The organism is Thainema salinarum CENA647, from assembly GCF_057732415.1.
The window spans coordinates 83,864-100,990 of sequence record NZ_JBYJZJ010000022.1 but is presented as its reverse complement, the minus strand read 5'-3'; the positions used below and the strand labels follow the sequence as shown (position 1 = coordinate 100,990).

Annotated in this window: 16 protein-coding genes and 1 pseudogene; 9 read left to right on the top strand and 8 right to left on the bottom strand. The window is 49.8% G+C overall.

Annotated features, from left to right (window positions below):
* Positions 1 to 449 precede the first annotated feature (449 nt).
* The 4 genes from AC286M_RS07095 to glpD form a co-directional block, all read right to left on the bottom strand.
* The gene (locus AC286M_RS07095; protein ID WP_488203707.1) at positions 450 to 1,226 is read right to left on the bottom strand and encodes a Crp/Fnr family transcriptional regulator; all 777 of its coding nucleotides are present in this window, start codon (positions 1,224 to 1,226) and stop codon (positions 450 to 452) included.
* Positions 1,227 to 1,474: 248 nt separating this feature from the next.
* Positions 1,475 to 1,879, bottom strand: coding sequence for a VanZ family protein (locus tag AC286M_RS07090; protein WP_488203706.1), 405 nt, complete (start codon positions 1,877 to 1,879; stop codon positions 1,475 to 1,477).
* 228 nt (positions 1,880 to 2,107) lie between these two features.
* Positions 2,108 to 3,427, bottom strand: a complete 1,320-nt coding sequence (locus AC286M_RS07085) for an MFS transporter (protein WP_488203705.1) — start codon at positions 3,425 to 3,427, stop codon at positions 2,108 to 2,110.
* 281 nt (positions 3,428 to 3,708) lie between these two features.
* Positions 3,709 to 5,409 carry a glycerol-3-phosphate dehydrogenase gene (glpD, locus tag AC286M_RS07080; protein WP_488203704.1) on the bottom strand — a complete coding sequence of 567 codons (1,701 nt, stop codon included), beginning with the start codon at positions 5,407 to 5,409 and terminating at the stop codon, positions 3,709 to 3,711.
* A gap of 525 nt (positions 5,410 to 5,934) precedes the next feature.
* On the opposite strand from glpD, the gene AC286M_RS07075 reads away from it, so the two are divergent.
* From AC286M_RS07075 to AC286M_RS07055, 5 genes and pseudogenes are all read left to right on the top strand, one after another.
* On the top strand, positions 5,935 to 6,678 hold the full coding sequence (locus AC286M_RS07075) for a DUF561 domain-containing protein (protein WP_488203703.1): 744 nt from the start codon (positions 5,935 to 5,937) through the stop codon (positions 6,676 to 6,678).
* Between the two features lie 118 nt (positions 6,679 to 6,796).
* Positions 6,797 to 8,215 (top strand): amidase, encoded by a 1,419-nt coding sequence (locus AC286M_RS07070; RefSeq protein ID WP_488203702.1) that lies wholly within the window; start codon positions 6,797 to 6,799, stop codon positions 8,213 to 8,215.
* Positions 8,216 to 8,273: 58 nt separating this feature from the next.
* On the top strand, positions 8,274 to 8,474 hold the full coding sequence (locus AC286M_RS07065) for a DUF433 domain-containing protein (RefSeq protein WP_488203701.1): 201 nt from the start codon (positions 8,274 to 8,276) through the stop codon (positions 8,472 to 8,474).
* A 258-nt stretch (positions 8,475 to 8,732) separates the two neighbouring features.
* Positions 8,733 to 9,817, top strand: a pseudogene (locus tag AC286M_RS07060) (IS630 family transposase).
* 92 nt (positions 9,818 to 9,909) lie between these two features.
* Positions 9,910 to 11,232: an IS701 family transposase gene (locus AC286M_RS07055; RefSeq protein ID WP_488202758.1), complete on the top strand. Its 1,323-nt coding sequence runs from the start codon at positions 9,910 to 9,912 to the stop codon at positions 11,230 to 11,232.
* A gap of 15 nt (positions 11,233 to 11,247) precedes the next feature.
* Here the strand turns inward: AC286M_RS07055 and AC286M_RS07050 are convergent, their stop codons facing one another.
* Entirely contained in the window at positions 11,248 to 11,829 is a 582-nt protein-coding gene (locus AC286M_RS07050; RefSeq protein ID WP_488203700.1) for an SMI1/KNR4 family protein, read from the bottom strand.
* Between the two features lie 216 nt (positions 11,830 to 12,045).
* Positions 12,046 to 12,411: a hypothetical protein gene (locus AC286M_RS07045; RefSeq protein ID WP_488203699.1), complete on the bottom strand. Its 366-nt coding sequence runs from the start codon at positions 12,409 to 12,411 to the stop codon at positions 12,046 to 12,048.
* 77 nt (positions 12,412 to 12,488) lie between these two features.
* On the opposite strand from AC286M_RS07045, the gene AC286M_RS07040 reads away from it, so the two are divergent.
* Together AC286M_RS07040 and AC286M_RS07035 are read left to right on the top strand one after the other, a co-directional pair.
* Positions 12,489 to 12,833, top strand: a complete 345-nt coding sequence (locus tag AC286M_RS07040; protein ID WP_488203698.1) for a DUF5674 family protein — start codon at positions 12,489 to 12,491, stop codon at positions 12,831 to 12,833.
* Positions 12,824 to 13,195, top strand: coding sequence for a hypothetical protein (locus AC286M_RS07035; protein WP_488203697.1), 372 nt, complete (start codon positions 12,824 to 12,826; stop codon positions 13,193 to 13,195). Before AC286M_RS07040 ends, AC286M_RS07035 begins: the two co-directional genes overlap by 10 nt.
* 127 nt (positions 13,196 to 13,322) lie before the next feature.
* On the opposite strand, the gene ilvC is transcribed toward AC286M_RS07035, so the two are convergent.
* On the bottom strand, positions 13,323 to 14,318 hold the full coding sequence (ilvC, locus tag AC286M_RS07030) for a ketol-acid reductoisomerase (RefSeq protein ID WP_488203696.1): 996 nt from the start codon (positions 14,316 to 14,318) through the stop codon (positions 13,323 to 13,325).
* 430 nt (positions 14,319 to 14,748) lie between these two features.
* Between ilvC and AC286M_RS07025 the strand changes: the two genes are divergently transcribed.
* Positions 14,749 to 15,006 (top strand): hypothetical protein, encoded by a 258-nt coding sequence (locus AC286M_RS07025; RefSeq protein WP_488203695.1) that lies wholly within the window; start codon positions 14,749 to 14,751, stop codon positions 15,004 to 15,006.
* An 82-nt stretch (positions 15,007 to 15,088) separates the two neighbouring features.
* Positions 15,089 to 15,259, top strand: a complete 171-nt coding sequence (locus AC286M_RS07020; protein WP_488203694.1) for a hypothetical protein — start codon at positions 15,089 to 15,091, stop codon at positions 15,257 to 15,259.
* A gap of 75 nt (positions 15,260 to 15,334) precedes the next feature.
* On the opposite strand, the gene nadB is transcribed toward AC286M_RS07020, so the two are convergent.
* On the bottom strand, positions 15,335 to 17,038 hold the full coding sequence (gene nadB / locus AC286M_RS07015; protein WP_488203693.1) for an L-aspartate oxidase: 1,704 nt from the start codon (positions 17,036 to 17,038) through the stop codon (positions 15,335 to 15,337).
* Positions 17,039 to 17,127: the final 89 nt, after the last annotated feature.

Genomic DNA, 17,127 nt, shown 5'->3' with positions numbered 1-17,127 from the left:
TACCCACACTCTGGGGTGGTAGTCGTTCGGTAGAAGTACTTCTGTCAACTGTCTATAGGCTAGGGGTTAGGCTGCGTTGTCATCCGTTAGGTAGTAGACGGACGCAACATTTTTTTACAAAAGTTGGCCAAAATTTGGTTCGTTTTATCCTATTCAGTGCAACATCTATTAAAAGTTCAGACTATAGCTACACCCTGTGGCTGAAAACAGGCGCATTTCGTTGGAACGACGAACAATTCTTGCAGAATGTTCCAGAAATTTGGAAAATTGCGTATTTTTCAGCTTGCCAATCAAGAACCCAAAGAGATCATTTTGCCGCCGCATCGTAACCGCAAGCCCCAACCTGGATTATTCCTCTAACTGGAATCACTATATGCGTGGGGTTGGGCATTGCCCACCACCTCAAAGCCTAGACAGTGAGACCATAGCAGGCACTGCTCATCCTACTGCTAGGATGTGGAACCGCATTCATTGGTTTTGTCCACATTGCACTCTAAGAGGCGGGAAAACTCTTGACGCACGCGGTGATAGCATTCGCAGGCGCGGTCTTCGAGCTTCTCACGGGACGAGATGACAATTTTGCCTCGGCTGTACTTGATAATGCCGTCTTTCTGGAGTGCATTGGCGGCAACAGTCACGCTTGGGCGGCTTGTCCCTAGCATTTCGGCCAAAAATTCCTGCGTTAAGTGCAGTTGATCCGAATCAACGGAATCCTGCACGAAGAGCAACCAGCGAGATAAGCGCGATTCGATCCGGTGTTGAGAATTGCAGACGGCATTTTGCGAAACATGGGTAAAGAGAGCTTGGGTGTACAGCAGCAGTAAATCATGGAGAGTTTCACCTCTGCAAAACTCATATTTTAGGAACTGGGCATTAAGTCGATGGCCACTGCCGGGGACTTGGACAACGGCTTGATAGTCTGAACGTTCGCCGCCCCAGACGACGGGCAAACCGATCATGCCCTCTCGGCCAACAATGCTGATTTCGCGTACGTCTCCGTTTTCCATAAGGGAAACCAGCGAAACCATTGCTTTGGCCGGAAAGTACACACGACTGATGTCTTCTCCTGGCTGAAATAAAACCTGACCCCGTGATAGCGCTACGGGTTCAAGGTGTGGGGCAACTCGCTCAAATTCGTTTGTGGGCAAGGCTGCCAAAATCAAGTTGGATGGATAATCCCGTTTCGGCTGGACAAGATCGTCAATGGAAGAGTCAGAACAGGACATGCTAGGTAATGGCGCTACGCGGTGGCGCTGAATAATGAATTTGAGACGTTGGCCAAGCTGGGTATGAGTAAGATATGGATTGCCGCCACATCCCAACTCGTACCTAAAATCAGTCCTGAAGTTAGCGATACTGAATCTAAAGCTAGTTGACGAAATCGGAACGAATCACTCTTGAATTAAGACTATTATCCTCCTGATTTCTGGCCTGAAACGAAAAGCAATAGTTCTTACAAACAGAACATGTTTTGTTACTCCTGCGAAATCTGCCGTTCGGCAATCCACCAGCCCAACACAATGCCGATAGCGCTGGCGATGAGGTCAATGGCATCCAGAGTTCGGTGGGGCGACAGATGCTGAATCAATTCTTCGGTGACCGTGAATAGGGTAAAGAGCAGGGGGAACAACGGTAACCGCAATGACTGTAGCTTGAGCGTGCGATAGTTGAGGATGCGATGTCCCAGATAGGTGGGCAGCGCATAGAGAATCAGATGTCCCGGTTTGTCGTAGTGCGGAATTGCGCTCAGGTATCCCGGCAAATTATTAGTGTAGGCCATTGCCATGATGCTGAGAAAAATCAGCAGATAAACCAGCGATATGCCTGCTAAGCGCCAGTTCACGATTGGAGTTTTGGCCGAAGTTTGGGTTCGTTTCATTCTGTATTTCAATTGCGCTCAGAGTTTTCCCGGCGAGAGATACGCGGTGCTGGGGGCAGGTTGATCCGCGAAACCTGTCTCTACCAATTTCTCGGTAAGGTAGTGGTATTCGGGTGATGATTTTGGGATGGGTGGGCACCACCCACCCCAAAATCATTACCTTTTAAGGCTAACCCTTGATAAAAAAAGGGTTTCAGCCCGCAATAGAGAAATACAGACGATAATGGCCTATTCCAGAGGCTTTATGGACTCTTCACTCAGCGATGAATCTACGGGGGATGATGCCAGTATCTGCTGGCGGAGAATAATCAGGATAAAACCTGCGATCGCAGCACTGGAAATTAGGCCTAACCACAAGTTGCTGCCTAAAATATCGGGATGATCCAGTGCCCAACCGCCCAAAGAAGGACCGATTAAGAACCCAATTGCCCAGCACTGGGACTCCAGTGCGAAGTAAACGCCGCGTAGAGAGGCGGGAGCCATTTCGCTTACCAAGGCAGTTGCGGCGGGCGCATAGAGAATTTCGGCCAGGGCAACCACGGCAAAGGCTGCCAGAATCGGAATCAGCGCGTAGCTGGAAATGAGGCCCGTCAGCCAAATCAGCAAAAAGGCCACGCACCACAGCACCAGCGACACCAGCAGAATGCTGACGTGAAAGACTGACTTCAGCCAGCGGGTCATTGGCAGTTGCAGCACAATCTTCAGCAGCACATGCCACACAAAGAAGTAGCTGATCCACTGTTCTGAAAAGCCCGTTTCGGTATTGCCCGCTGGGATAAAATTCGCCAAGTAAATCGGCAGCGTGCTGGTCATCTGGGCGGCGTAGGTGGTGAAGAACAAGTTGCCCGCTAAATAAGTGAGCAAATGCCGATCCGTCAGCGCTTGTCGCCAGTTTTGCAAATTGCTTTTGGTCTGAGCGGGTTGGGAGGGTCGAGTTTCTGCGATCGCAACATAAATCACGCCGCCAAAAATCAGATAGGCTAATCCCTTGCTTAAAAACAGCGCCCGATAACTGCCGGACATGGCGATATACTGTCCCGCCAGCAGTGCGCCAATGCCCAAGCCCAGGTTATCGGCCAGTCGCGTCAGCGCAAAGGCTTCCGCCCGATCCTCTGACGTGGTCCAATCGGTAATCGCTGCCAGCGTGGCGGGCCAGTAAAGACTGATGCCCAAACCCAGCAGCAGATTGCCAGCAAGCAGGAGTGAAAAGGTGGTGGCAAAGGCGAGAATGGCGCATCCACAAGCTGCGATCGCAGCGGCCAGCAATAGCGTTCCGCGTCGGCCCAATCGCTGAGAATCGACGGCATTTCCGGCCCAAAACCGCCCAATAGTGCCCGAAATGCTGCCGCTCCCCAGGGCAAAACCAACCTGAGTGGGCGAAAATCCGAGCTGGTTGACAAAGTAAATCGAAGCATAAACCAGGGTAAAACCTTGCCCAATAAACAGCAGGAGCTGACCTGCCGACAAGATCCAAACGTCTCGCTTCAGGTTGGGTAGCCAATTGAATAATGGATGAGTGGGCTTAGTGGATGGGGCGGGTTGCTCCATAAAACTTGGTTTTTAGATGCGCTTATTTATGCCAACCTACTTACAGTACTTTGAATCACGAGGTTTAGAATTATCGGATGGGTTGAGCAATATGAAACGCACCATCTTAAAGGCATTAAATCCTGATACGAAATTTGCTCATAAATCCCGAATTCCTGTTGTAAAAGTCAGACTGCGCTTGACCTTCATAACAGGAATTCGGGTTCTTTCTAGCCGGATTCAGTATTCCAAATCGACGCGTTTTCACATCACCTAACGGCACCCTGCAACGGCCTGCTTGGTTAGGAGTTGGACATGGCAAATGCTTCGGCCCCAAATTTTTCCAGGGCGTAGTCGGGGATGCAATTTTGCTCCATATAGTTGCGATAGTGCCGGACTTGTTCGTTGGCTTCCGCCTCGCTCCAGTTGCAGTACTGTTTCAGCACTTGAGTCAGCGTTGGCAATAGATCCAAACCATACTGCGTCTTCATTGCCAAGCAGGTGCGGCGACGAGTGATATCTACCAGTGTGCGAGCATATTCTGACTCTACAGAATAAACGATCTGCGCCTTGATATCGGGTAGCGATGGCTCGATGGGTTCAGCCAGTTCTGGATTGTCATCCACCAGCGCCATCACCTCTAGTGCTCGTGCGCCGTAGACCGAGAATAAGTGATAAATCGTGCGCGTTGGCACTACGGTCTGATACTGCTGAATGGCCTGCTGAAGTCGGGCATCATTGGGCAAAATCGCTCCGGGTAGCGGACGCTTGCGAGTGGAACAGGGTGGCACCGAGCGACCCTGCTTCTTAAACACCTTCTCGACCATTTCTTCACCCACTTGGCGATAGGTGGTGATTTTGCCGCCAATCAGCGAAATTAGATTGCTGGCACCCTCTTTGCTGTGGTCGTACAGGATGTGATCGCGGGTAATGCTGCCTGCGCTGCCTTCTTCCTTGTACGGTAGGGGCCGAATGCCAGAAAAGGTGAATTTGACATCATCCCGACCCAGTTGAGCGGCTGGAATAATGTTGTTCGTTTCCTTCAGCAGATAATCGACTTCATCATCGTCGGCTTTGATGTCGTCCAGGCTACCGCTGTAGCGCAGATCAGTTGTGCCAATTAGCACCATATCCAGGAACGGCACGATGAAGAAAGGCCGACCGTCAGTTTTGGCTTCCACGTAAAAGGCCGAGTCTTCTGGCGCACCGGGAAACTTATCGACAATGATGTGGCTGCCTTTGGTGCCACCGATTTTGCGGGTTTGACCAATGGGTGCATCCTGACCATCCCGCTCACCCCGCGCTAGAACTGCATCCACCCAAGGCCCAGAGGTGTTGACGACGACGACCCGCTCGTTTCCTTTTACGACAAACTCTTCATTCGTGAGCTGGTCTTTGCAGCGCAGTCCGGTGACGCGATCGCGCTCTCGAACCAAATCAACTGCTTCGACGTAGTTCAGCACCGTCGCGCCAGCGGCTTCCGCCGAGACGATATTTTCCAGCGCTAAGCGTTCTGCGTAGGCAACCTGACCGTCGTAATACTGCGCGCCACCGTTTAGATCATCGGAATCGACATAGCGGTAAAGTTGCCGGAACTTTTGCCGCGACATCATTCGGTGGGAGGGCACGGTTTTGTCATAGCTAAAGATGTCGTAGAGATACATCCCGGCCATGATTTTCCAGTAGGGGCGAGAGCGATCGCCATAGATGGGAATCGTAAGCAGTAATGGTTTCACTAGGTGCGGTGCCGTATGCAGCAGAATTTCCCGTTCCCGCAGGGATTCCCGCACCAGCGCAAATTCAAAATACTCCAGGTAGCGCAGTCCGCCGTGAATTAAGCGAGTTGACCAGCTTGTCGTGCCGCCACAAAAGTCGCCTTTTTCAATCAACAGCGTCTTGAGTCCCCGCAGCGCCGCATCCCGCGCCACTCCCGCACCATTGATACCGCCACCAATGATAATCAGGTCATAGTTTTGGTTCTGAATCTCTTGTGTATTCACCATATCCTTTCATTTAAAGTTGTTTTGACATTACCCACATCCGGCCATCAGTCCGTTACTGCCAATTGCTGTGGATAGCTAGAGATAGCGTGTCTTTTGACGAGATGCCACCTGCATCCAATTTAACCCGCTGAAATTAGGCTTGGAGTGCGATCGCACTCAGCCATCTCTTCAAATCCCCACTGTTCAGCCAATTACCGCTAACACTGCCCCTCAATTTCACGCATGTCTGCTAAATAGGGTTTTAATATTTACCCAATCTGCCCATCTACCCTCCTACCCATCCACCCTCTACAATCTCTACAGCTTGACCAATTAACACTCTTCACTATCACCCCGAAAACACAGCTCTGAGATCTATCGATAGGCTTGATATGCCGCAATCCATTGGCTGGTAAGCCTTCCTTGAGCATTATCTTCAACTTAAACGGTTTGACGAGTTGTATCAACGTTCACGTGATGTTCATGCGGGGCCAGGGAATGTCAAAATAGGGGTTACATCATCAGCCAAAACTAGAGACTATGACTATGACTGCGAACTTAAGGTCAGCATTAGCACAGGGACAAGCGCTCAAGATCATCAGCGGCATCACCAATTTCGATGCCGAGCGTGTTGCCCAAGTGGTGCGGGCCGCAGATCAAGGTGGAGCCACCTTTGTGGATATTGCTGCCGATGCTGAACTGGTGCGTCTGGCACGTCAGCATACCCAGCTACCGATTTGCGTTTCGGCCATTGATCCAGAGAAATTTGTGGATGCGATCGCAGCTGGCGCTGACCTGATTGAAATTGGTAACTTCGACCCGTTTTATGCTCAGGGTTTGACCTTTGATGCCGTAGACATCATCAACTTGACCCACGAAACCCGTGAACTGCTGCCAGAGGTGATGCTGTCTGTGACTGTACCTCACACGCTGCCGCTGGATGAGCAGGTTCGCTTGGCCGAGGAACTGGTTCACGCTGGCGCAGATGTGATTCAAACCGAAGGCGGCACCAGCAGCCAGCCCGCTCACCCCGGCATCCAGGGCTTGATTGAAAAAGCAACGCCGACTCTCGCCGCCGCGTTCGCTATTTCCCACGCCGTAGACGTTCCGGTGCTCTGTGCGTCGGGTCTATCGGAAGTAACCGTACCGATGGCAATCGCAGCCGGAGCCGCTGGCGTCGGCGTCGGTTCTGCTGTCAACAAGTTGGACAACGAACTAGCGATGATCGCGGTTGTTCGCAGCCTACGGGAATCCCTCAACACCGTTAGCCGTTCGTCTGTGCGTGTTTAAGCCTGGGTAGGGGCGAATGGCCATTCGCCCCTACGTAATTCCTAAAATTTACAATCACGCTATGCTGGAAGCGCTGCATTGGTAGCGCTTTCGGCGTTTCTATTCCCATTAAACAGTCATGAATTCTGTTGATCTGGCCTTTACCCCGGCACTTGAACAAGCGCAACTGGTGCGCCGCAAGGAGATTTCGCCGCTGGAGCTGACTCAGCTTTATTTAGAGCGAATTGAGCAGCTTGATCCGCAATTGGGCAGCTACTTTACGGTTATGACCGATGCTGCGATCGCAGATGCCCAGGCCAAAACCGATCAGTTGGCTATGCTCTCAGCCGACGAAATCAACGAACTCCCTACCTTTTTCGGCGTCCCCGTTTCAGTCAAAGATTTGAACCCCGTTAAAGGTGTTCCCTGCACCTACGGCTTGCGGATACTGAAAAATCGCGTGGCGGAAATTGATGACGGCATTGTGGAAATGATTCGCGCTGCGGGCTTCGTGATTTTGGGTAAAACCGCCACTTCTCAAATGGGTTCCTATCCCTACACGGAACCGAGCGGATTTCCGCCAGCCCGCAATCCCTGGAACTTGAACTATACGCCCGGCGGTTCCAGTGGCGGAGCAGCAGCAGCACTGGCCGCAGGACTCTGCGCTATTTCTCAGGGTTCAGACGGTGGCGGCTCGATTCGTGGGCCTGCTTTTTGCTGTGGGTTAGTCGGGCTAAAGCCTTCGCGGGGACGAATTTCCCATGCCCCCGTGGGCGATCGGCTGAGCGGACTGGCCATCAATGGCCCAATTGCCCGCACGGTGGCGGATGCGGCGGCCATGCTGGATACTCTGTCGGGCTATGTCACAGGCGATCCCTACTGGTTGCCCAAACCGCCGATTTCCTTTTTAGCCGCGACGCAAACTGAACCGAAGCCGCTGCGAATTGCGGTGACATACGAGATTCCGCCCATTGGCCAAGCCGATCCGGTCTGTCAACAGGCTGTCACCGATGTGGCTAAGCTGCTGGAAAGCATGGGCCACCATGTTGAATTTGGCTGTCCGGTGTTCGATGGGCTGATTGATCCATTTATCACCGTTTTCCGCGCCATTATTGACCAGGCCGGAGTGCCTTTCTTTTTGCTGGATCGGTTCAATCGCTGGCTGCTGTGGAAAGCGCGTCGCACCTCCAGCGGTCAATATCTCAAGGCCGTATCAGAGATGCAGACTATCAGTCGTCGCGTGGTGTCGTTTTTCGAAGAATACGACGTGCTGCTCACCCCGACTTACCTGCATTCCACCATCCAAATCGGCGAATGGAAAAATCAGCGCCCAACCAAGCTACTGGACAAAATGATCAACTGGGTGGCTCCCTGCGCCCCGTTTAATGCCACGGGCCAACCTGCGATCTCAGTTCCCACTGGCTTTACTCCTGAAGGTTTACCGCTCGGTGTTCAACTCGTCGGTCGTCCTGCCGATGAGCTAACCCTCATTTCCCTAGCGCAACAGATCGAAAATGCTCAGTTGTGGAAACATGCTCGACCTGCGATCGCGCAATAATATTGGCTCAAAAGCGAATTGAATAAGCTAGGACTATATTCATCAACAGGAGTAATACATGGAAGATACCTTACTTGAACGCATCACCATTAATCCCGATATCTGTCATGGCAAACCCTGTATCAGAGGGCTGCGATATCCCGTCGAGTTTTTGCTGGAGCTGCTCAGGTCGGGGATGACCCATGACGAAATCTTAGAGGACTACGACGATCTAGAAGAAGCCGATATTCTCTCTGCTCTGGCCTTTGCCACCACCTAAGTTAAGTTAGATGCGATCGCACTTTATTATTTGCAATCTATGACCACCATGAAATGTGATTGATGTGTCGCATTAATAATATCGATACTTTTCTTCGATTGCCTTCATTTCTTTTTCTTTCTGTTTAATATATTCTCTATCATCAATTTCATAAAGGTCTTCTTGATAAACACCACTTTCATAAGTAGAGCGGGGTTGAAAAAAGAAGGTATGTGAAGTTGAATAAAGGGACTCACTGCCAGTAGGAGATCAGGAGCAATGGGAGCGCGCTTACGAGTCTTTTTGACAGGGGCAGAAGACCGTACCCTCTTTGAGTTACGCACCGCCACAACCGTGCCGCAACGAGTGAAAGACCGAGCAGAAGTGATTCGGATGAGTCACCAAGGGCTGTATGTTGAGCAGATTGCCCGGTTCTTCGGGTGGAGAGAGCGAACGGTCAGAGAAACGCTGCATCGCTGGCAAGAGGGTGGATTAGGAGGACTCTGGGATGCACCGCGACCGGGAGCGCAACCACGTTGGCAACCGGAAGATATGGAGTATCTGGAAACATGTCTACGCCAGGAGCAACGAACTTATAACAGCCGTCAGTTAGCGCGAAAGCTGGAAGAGGAGAGACATATCAAGTTAAGTGCGGCCCATCTGCGGGACGTACTCAAAAAAAGGGAATCATTTGGAAGCGCACTCGACACAGCCACCGAGGGAAACAAGACCCAGTTGAGAAAGCCCAGAAGGTAGCGGATTTGGAGATGTTGCAATGGGCGGCCGCCAGTGGAGAGATTGACCTCTCCTATCTTGACGAGGCAGGCTTTTGTCTCTGGATGCCCGTCAGCTACAGCTACTTTTTCGAAGGCGAGCAAAAGCGACTGGAGCAGACTCACCGCAAGGGCAGGCGACTGAGCATCCTCGGTCTGCTCCAACCGTTCGTGAGTTTCGCGTATGGATTGGTGATTGGCAGCTTCAACGCCGAGCGCTACATCCGGCTAATGGATGAGCAAGCCCGTCAGGCCAAGCCCCGGTTTAAGGCCAATGGATGCATTCGAGTCATTGTTCAAGATAACAGCCCCATTCATACCAGTCGAGCTGTGCAAGACAAATGGGCAGACTGGCAAGCTCAGGGACTTTACCTGTTCTTCTTACCCAAATATTGCTCGGAGCTCAATCCGATTGAACCCGAGTGGCATCAGGTGAAAACCCATGAGTTAAATGGGCAGATGTTTGAAGATGAATTGGATTTAGCCTATGCCGTTATCGACGGCTTTGAGGCGAGAGCTGAAAAAGCGGGATACTCCGTCGAGCGATTTCGATTTCCGTCTCAACTCGCTTCTTCATCATCTGTTATATAGATGCGCGTTTTTACCTTTACCTACTTATCGCTCTTCAATGACTCTAGGCAGAGATAAATTAGAGTAAAAGGGCTGAATGGTAGAGAGAATCAATGGTAGCTCCCCGACAAGCCAAGCCAACCGTCCGGTTCATCGATGAATATTGTGACTATTACCAAGACTTGTTTGCAGAAGTCAGAAGCTTTGAAGCCTTTAAGCATCTGCATGTCGGGATGATATCGGAAGTCAAGCGTAAGTCGCTACCAACCATTGCTAAGGTTACAGGACTACCCAATGCTCAGTCATTACAACAGTTTTTAGTCAGCTCACCTTGGCAGGCTAAAGACCTCAGGCAACGACGCATTGAGCTGATTTTAGGTCTCTTAGGGGGACAAAAATTGATCCTAGTCATTGATGAAACGGGCGACCGCAAAAAGGGACAGACCACCGACTATGTGAAACGACAGTACATCGGCAACTTAGGTAAGATCGAAAACGGCATTGTTTCGGTGGATGCTTATGGGGTAATTGACAATTTGACCTTCCCGTTAAGTTTTAGAATTTACAAGCCGAAAGAGCGATTAAAAGCAGGAGACTCTCATCACACCAAACCCGAAATTGCGGCAGCAATGGTTCAAGAACTCTGTGAATTGGGATTTCAGTTTGAACTTGTTTTGGCCGATAGTGCCTATGGAGAAAGCGGCAGCAGCTTTGTGCGGACATTACATCAATTAGAGCTCCCGTATGTGTTGGCTATTCGCTCAAACCATGCGGTGCTCTTGCCCAAAGAGCAACGGGTCAGAAGCAATCGCTGGCGTCAGTATCAGCGAACATTGAGTGATGGTCGTTGTGAAACTCGCTTCATTCGAGAGATTATTTATGGCCAACGTCGTTCCCAGCGCTACTGGGAATTGACAACGGATCCACAAACGTTACCTAGCGCGTCAACCTGGATGGTGATGACGTGGGTTAAGGACATTTCTTACCACCAGGTTGGAGACCTCTATGGTCTAAGAAATTGGGTGGAATATGGTCTCAAGCAAAGCAAAAATGAACTGGGCTGGGCGGACTTTCGCGTCACCGACTATGCTGTAATTGAAAAGTGGTGGGAAGTCGTGATGAGTGCCTATTTGATGGTCACCTTAAACACCCCCCCGATGCGTCCTCAGGGGGCGATTCCACCGGAACAGGATGACTCGATTGTGGTGTCTTCGTTCACGCAGCATTCAGATTGGAATATGGGCAACGGATGGAAGAACTGGCTCAATAACCTACGGTTAATTCTCTTGCCTTGGGTGAGTTCAAATCGTTTACAACCTTGGCTGGACGTGTTTCCGATTCCCGAACTGGCGCGAGGTTTTCAGATGCTCATCCGGCTCATGAATCAATTTCGGGGAGTTCCAACTACAATCCTACAAAATATTTCCTCTGCCTAGAGTCATTGAAGAGCGTTATGCTTCAGAAATAATTAGCATCATGGAAGTTAAGCTCGAACAGTATATTTCAGGTTCTTCACCTTCATAAATAACCATCACAGGATAGCTATCTTCTTGAAATTCACTTAAAGGCAAAACGCAAAACTCTGGATCAGAGTAACCAAGAAAGTGAAATAGAAATTTGTTTAGATATCTACAAGCATCATTTGTGATTTCATCAAGAGGCACAAGATCAATTTCACTCAGAGACATTTCTTCAGATTCTTCTATCGTAAATAGATCATATATAGATTTGGCAAACATGTCATTTGGGATCTCAATTTGATTAAATGCCAAAGAGGTCTCTATCGCCTTATTTAAGGGCAAAAATTCATATATAGATGGTACAAAAACACCTTCTCCGGCTAGGTCTATTGATCGACCATTTTTCCACTGATAGAGTTCATATAACTCCTCTGGAACTACAAGACCAAACTCGCTGAACGTTTCATAAATTTCCATGCGTGATAAACCTGGCAAGAAAGATTCGGCCTGCTCAGGTTGAAACCTTTCCAACCAATTCATTACTCGATTTAATGTTTCAGTCAATGTAGTCATATTCACCTGCTAAAAAGAACGTGATAATTCTTTTCTATCGATCAAAAATATTTTCCCACAGACGGTCAAGCATAATTTAAAGGCCAACTGTTGGAATCTGATACACCAACTTTTGTCTAAAATTGTCTACGCTGTTTCCCTTTTGAGTGCGATCGCAGATCTTGTAAGGCACGTTGCTGATAAACAAATACACCCTATGCAAGAGGTGCGATCGCGCTATTGGTTAAAGCCTTCTCTATCCAAATACCACCACCACCCATTTATTATTTGATCTCGAAATTCACTTGTATTCAGTGACTCTCTCATTGAAGCTAGATCAACAGAAGCTAAGATTCGAGAAACTTGCTTTTTTAGACAACAGTCTAGTTGTTCGAGTTTTTGTAAAAGACTTTCAGATGGGGTATCAAGCAAGTGCTGTCGGCTATTGCTATGTTCATATGATAAAGCATCTTGAACGACACTTCTAGCATCCAGAACATCGGCAACCATGCCTCCAGTTATAAGGTATTCTGGAGAATTAACAAGTTCATTCATAGCCTTTTCGTAAGCAGTTATTGAGGTTTCTAAAAAGAATGTATCCATAATTAATCCTAAAAATTAAAATCAAATAATTTAGTGTTAAACGATATACTTAAGTCCATTCCGAAAACTGAATTGTAATGATTCATATCATCCGTAGTCGTGCGAAACCTGGGCAAATGCGTCAGATGTTGGAGAGCCTAGGAATCTACATTAAACTGGCGGTAGATATAGAGCGACGGATTCTGTCTGGAAGTGGGGAGCTTCATGCAGATTGCGAGTTAGTTTTGTTGGATGATGGCAGCGAGCAGGCTAATGTTTGGGGTGCTGACTGGTATCCACTTACGCAAACGGTTGGATACGAATCACTCATCAACATTCGCCCCAGTGCAAACAATCGGTCAATGGAAATTAAAGATCCTGCATTGCGAGAAGACATCGGTCAAATCGTACAGTCTCTTTTGGGTAAGGTTGAATGGCAATAAACTGGGATATTCTCAAAGCACAGTATTTACAGGCGAATCGGGTAACTCAGTTAGACAGCTTGGCCTTGAATTTGACGCGCATTTATCTCCTAGCACGTAGCGGAACGGACGAGACGGTTGCTCAACACTTAATCAGAGAGAGCCAGTTTTTTATTGAATGGGCTGTCCCCAGCATTGATTTAGAAGCAGATGTAGCCTTCGCGACTGAGTTAGTCGATCTGCAGCGATTGCTAAGTCGATGGAAGCTGAGTTGGTCAGAGCTGTGGGCAAGTGAGAGTGAGCGACAAAAAATGGCGATGCTGGCTCAGCAGTGGCGCGATCGCATTCAGCAACAACATGAACTTGACATCCAGCTTCATTAGGACAATAAGCCAAGTGCGATCGCAGATCTTGTAATGTACATTGCCAACAAGCAAAAAAGACTGCTGGTATCCAGCAGTCCCCTTTACTCTCACAATCTAAAATCGAAAATCCAAAATCGCCAATCGATTAGACTTTCTTCAACCAGCTAAACATAGCCCGCAGATCCTTGCCAACTTCCTCAATGGGATGCTCAGCTTCGCGGCGGCGCATGGCGGTGAAGCCAGCCTTACCGGACATGTTTTCAAGCACAAACTCGCGGGCAAACTGACCCGTTTGAATCTCGTTTAGCACTTTCCGCATTTCGGCGCGGGTTTCATCGGTGATGATGCGGGGGCCACGGGTGTAGTCACCATATTCCGCCGTATTGGAAATGCTGTCGCGCATGGTGGCAAGACCACCCTCAACGATCAGGTCAACAATCAGCTTCACTTCGTGCAGACACTCGAAGTAAGCCAGTTCCGGCTGATAACCAGCGTTGACCAGAGTTTCAAAACCAGACTTGATCAGCTCGCTCAAGCCACCGCAGAGCACAACCTGCTCACCGAATAGGTCAGTCTCTGTCTCTTCTCGGAAGGTGGTTTCCAGAATTCCGGCGCGGGTGCCACCGATACCTTTTGCATAGGCCATCGCGCGATCGCGAGCTTGTCCGGATGCGTCCTGATACACCGCGAATAATGCAGGTACACCCTGACCCTGCTCATAGGTGCGACGCACCAAGTGACCGGGGCCTTTGGGCGCAACCATCACCACATCTACAGTAGACGGAGGCACAACTTGAGCAAAGTGGATGTTGAAACCGTGGGCGAAGGCCAACACGTTGCCTTCTACCAAATTGGGTTCAATTTCTTCCTTGTAAACGGTCTTCTGCACTTCGTCCGGCAGCAGAATCATAATCATATCTGCGGCTTTGGCAGCGTCGGCGACCGACTTCACCGTTAAACCAGCGGATTCTGCTTTAGAGCGGGAACGACTACCTTCATACAGACCAACAATTACGTTGACGCCACTGTCTTTCAAGTTCAAAGCGTGGGCGTGACCCTGAGAACCGTAGCCGATGATAGCGACGGTCTTACCGTTCAGCAGGTCTAAATTGGCATCATTGTCGTAGTACATGCGAGCCATTGCGTTCCTCTCCTTGCAGCAATAAATCTGTGTGTGAAATGGGTGGGTAAAGCTGGTGCGATCGCTAATTTATTCACAAGCTCTCTATCTTATGAAACTTGCAGGACGTGCGAATCGCAATCGAAGATAACAATCGGTAACTGTAGACACTGTTTATTGATGGGGCGCAGTTTTAGGCAATTCGCAAAAAGCTTCAGGATTGACCCAGCCAATCGGTGTTTATTGATCAGGGGGTAAAACCCATCCTCTCAAGGGACGTGACACATGATATAAACCGCGTAGAGACTGCCTATCATTGATTTCATCGATAGTCAATCCGTGCAATTGCGGCTGTTTCAAATCCAGCCTTTTGAAGATGTAATAAAAAACTTTAGCAATCTTCGCCATTTTTTTATATTTTCGTGATTTCACGTAGATTTTAGATAAAGCTATGGGTAAGCTAAAATCAATCCCCCAAGATCCAGGGAAATTCTTCTCTTTGATGGCTGCAGAGATGCAGCACTTTAAGTCCGTTATTGAATTCCACAGAAAAAATACTCAAAGTTGTATCGCTTGCGGTTGTACAACTTTACGCAAATCTACGGATAACTTTATTTTTTTAGCTATAATGGCGGTTGAGATTGCCTCAACCACTATGATTTCGGTTGTTGGGAAAGAGGTAAAGATCGCAGAGGCTGGTGGGGCTTAGGACGATGAATATGTTTTCTCAATTTATTCATAGCCTTGTCGCAACAGGTAGTTGCTGTGCTGTATCACTGGTAGCTCTGTGCATGTTTAGTCCTGCGGTACATGCTTTAGCGAAAGAAGGTCTAGTGCCGGCAAATGTATTGCCGTCTATGGATGTCAGTAGCGTGCCTGAGTTAACGCTTACTCAGAATAGCCATCCTCCTGTAGATGCGGGGCAGCCTGGTGGTGGTACAACAGGTGCAGGTACCCGCTAATCCCCAATATTAAGTTTTCTTTGAAAAGCTGTAAGAGTGGTGCATATGCACCACTCTTACAGCTTTTTGCCTGTGCTAAGATTCGCGCGTGCAACAACGGCCATCCTGAATGAGCGTGTGAGTTTGCCAGTTAGGTTGGCTTTGCGGATGGTCAATGCGATAGTGTCCGCCTCGGCTTTCAGTCCGGAATGCTGCGCATTTGAGAATGAGCAGGCTAATTTCTAGCAGGTTGCGCAGTTCTCCCCATTGGCGAATGACGTGGCTCGTTTGCAGAGACGGTAACTGGATGTCGGTATTCGGTGGCAGTTGGCTGAGAACTTGGCTGAGGGGGCTTTGCTGGATTTCAAGCTGCCAGGTTTGGACTTGCGCGATCGCAGTTTCTAAATCAGTTTGATTGCGGCAAATGCCAGCCTTCTTCCACATCAGCGTTGCGAGTTCTTGCCGCAACTGGTTTAGCTCATGGGAGAGGACATCTTCAGCCTCCAATCCTAATGTCTTGCTAGACAGTTGCCTCACCGAGGTTTCAGGCGATCCGCTCTCAATGGGACGGGGGGTGATGTATTTGAGCTGTGCGCCAAAGACGAGGCATTCTAGTAGAGAATTGCTGGCAAGGCGATTGGCTCCGTGTACTCCTGTGCTGGCCGTTTCGCCGACTGCATAGAGACTTGCAATTGTCGTTTGGCTATTAAGGTCAGTGGCGATGCCCCCCATCCAGTAGTGAGCCGCAGGTGCAACTGGAATCGGTTCGTGGAATACGTCAATGCCCCAGGCTTTACAGACGCGAATGATATTTGGAAAGCGGCGCTGAATGGTTTCCTCGGGGATGGGTGATAGGTCTAACCAGACGTTGGCCGTTGCAGGGTCAGCCGTGGCCTGAAGATGCTGAAAAATGGCGCGGCTGACTACGTCGCGGGGAGCCAGTTCGCCTTGGGGGTGATAGTCAAATGCGAAGCGATGCCCCGTCTGGTCAATCAGATGGGCACCTTCTCCCCGGACGGCTTCGCTGATCAGGAAATGAGGCGCGCCCGGTAGCGTCAGCGCGGTTGGGTGAAACTGGACGAATTCGAGATCTCTTAATAATGCTCCTGCCCGCGATGCGATCGCAACTCCATCGCCTGTACTGGATTCGGGATTAGTCGTTTGGGCGTAGACTTGGCCACCGCCACCAGCGGCTAAGACCACAGCACCTGCCCGCAGCCAGGTAATCCGGTCTTGAAAGACAAGCTGTACCCCCTGGCACTCCGCGCCATCCTCGCTGAGCCACAGATCCAGCACGAACGTCTGGGGCAAAACGCGGATATTGGGTCGATTCAGCACCTCCGCCGTGAGCTGAGAGACAACCGCTCGTCCAGTCATATCTGCCGCATGCAGGACTCGCCGCCGCGAGTGAGCCGCTTCCAGGGTCAGGGCTAGATCTCCCCCATGCCGATCAAAGGCGACGCCCATGTCAACTAGCGATTGAATACAGGCTGGAGCTTGTTCCACCAGCAACTCGACAGCGGCGCGATCGCACAATCCGGCTCCCGCCTTAAGCGTGTCTTCAATGTGCAACACAGGCGAATCATCGGGTGCGATCGCAGCAGCAATTCCGCCTTGTGCCCAATCGCTAGCTGAGAGAGACAGAGTATCTTTGGTCAGCAGTCCTACCTGTAGCGTATCTGGTAAGCACAGCGCCGCGTATAATCCCGCCGCTCCGCCTCCCACGATCAAAACGTCAAACTGTGCAGGAAGCGGTGGAAACGATTCGAAATTCAAGTCGGCGGGGGAAAGGTTAGCCAAAAGACAATAGCAGTGTAGAGCAGTGAAAGTCTTTAAAACAAAAAGCCTGTAAACCGAGTATAGAGCGCTGATCTAAATCCATCTGAGAC

Bases quoted from the DNA above. Each gene is read 5' to 3' on its own strand.
- AC286M_RS07095 (WP_488203707.1), bottom strand. From the start codon at position 1,226: ATGTCCTGTTCTGACTCTTCCATTGACGATCTTGTCCAGCCGAAACGG.
- AC286M_RS07090 (WP_488203706.1), bottom strand. From the start codon at position 1,879: ATGAAACGAACCCAAACTTCGGCCAAAACTCCAATCGTGAACTGGCGC.
- AC286M_RS07085 (WP_488203705.1), bottom strand. From the start codon at position 3,427: ATGGAGCAACCCGCCCCATCCACTAAGCCCACTCATCCATTATTCAAT.
- glpD (WP_488203704.1), bottom strand. From the start codon at position 5,409: ATGGTGAATACACAAGAGATTCAGAACCAAAACTATGACCTGATTATC.
- AC286M_RS07075 (WP_488203703.1), top strand. From the start codon at position 5,935: ATGACTGCGAACTTAAGGTCAGCATTAGCACAGGGACAAGCGCTCAAG.
- AC286M_RS07070 (WP_488203702.1), top strand. From the start codon at position 6,797: ATGAATTCTGTTGATCTGGCCTTTACCCCGGCACTTGAACAAGCGCAA.
- AC286M_RS07065 (WP_488203701.1), top strand. From the start codon at position 8,274: ATGGAAGATACCTTACTTGAACGCATCACCATTAATCCCGATATCTGT.
- AC286M_RS07055 (WP_488202758.1), top strand. From the start codon at position 9,910: ATGGTAGCTCCCCGACAAGCCAAGCCAACCGTCCGGTTCATCGATGAA.
- AC286M_RS07050 (WP_488203700.1), bottom strand. From the start codon at position 11,829: ATGACTACATTGACTGAAACATTAAATCGAGTAATGAATTGGTTGGAA.
- AC286M_RS07045 (WP_488203699.1), bottom strand. From the start codon at position 12,411: ATGGATACATTCTTTTTAGAAACCTCAATAACTGCTTACGAAAAGGCT.
- AC286M_RS07040 (WP_488203698.1), top strand. From the start codon at position 12,489: ATGATTCATATCATCCGTAGTCGTGCGAAACCTGGGCAAATGCGTCAG.
- AC286M_RS07035 (WP_488203697.1), top strand. From the start codon at position 12,824: ATGGCAATAAACTGGGATATTCTCAAAGCACAGTATTTACAGGCGAAT.
- ilvC (WP_488203696.1), bottom strand. From the start codon at position 14,318: ATGGCTCGCATGTACTACGACAATGATGCCAATTTAGACCTGCTGAAC.
- AC286M_RS07025 (WP_488203695.1), top strand. From the start codon at position 14,749: ATGGGTAAGCTAAAATCAATCCCCCAAGATCCAGGGAAATTCTTCTCT.
- AC286M_RS07020 (WP_488203694.1), top strand. From the start codon at position 15,089: ATGTTTAGTCCTGCGGTACATGCTTTAGCGAAAGAAGGTCTAGTGCCG.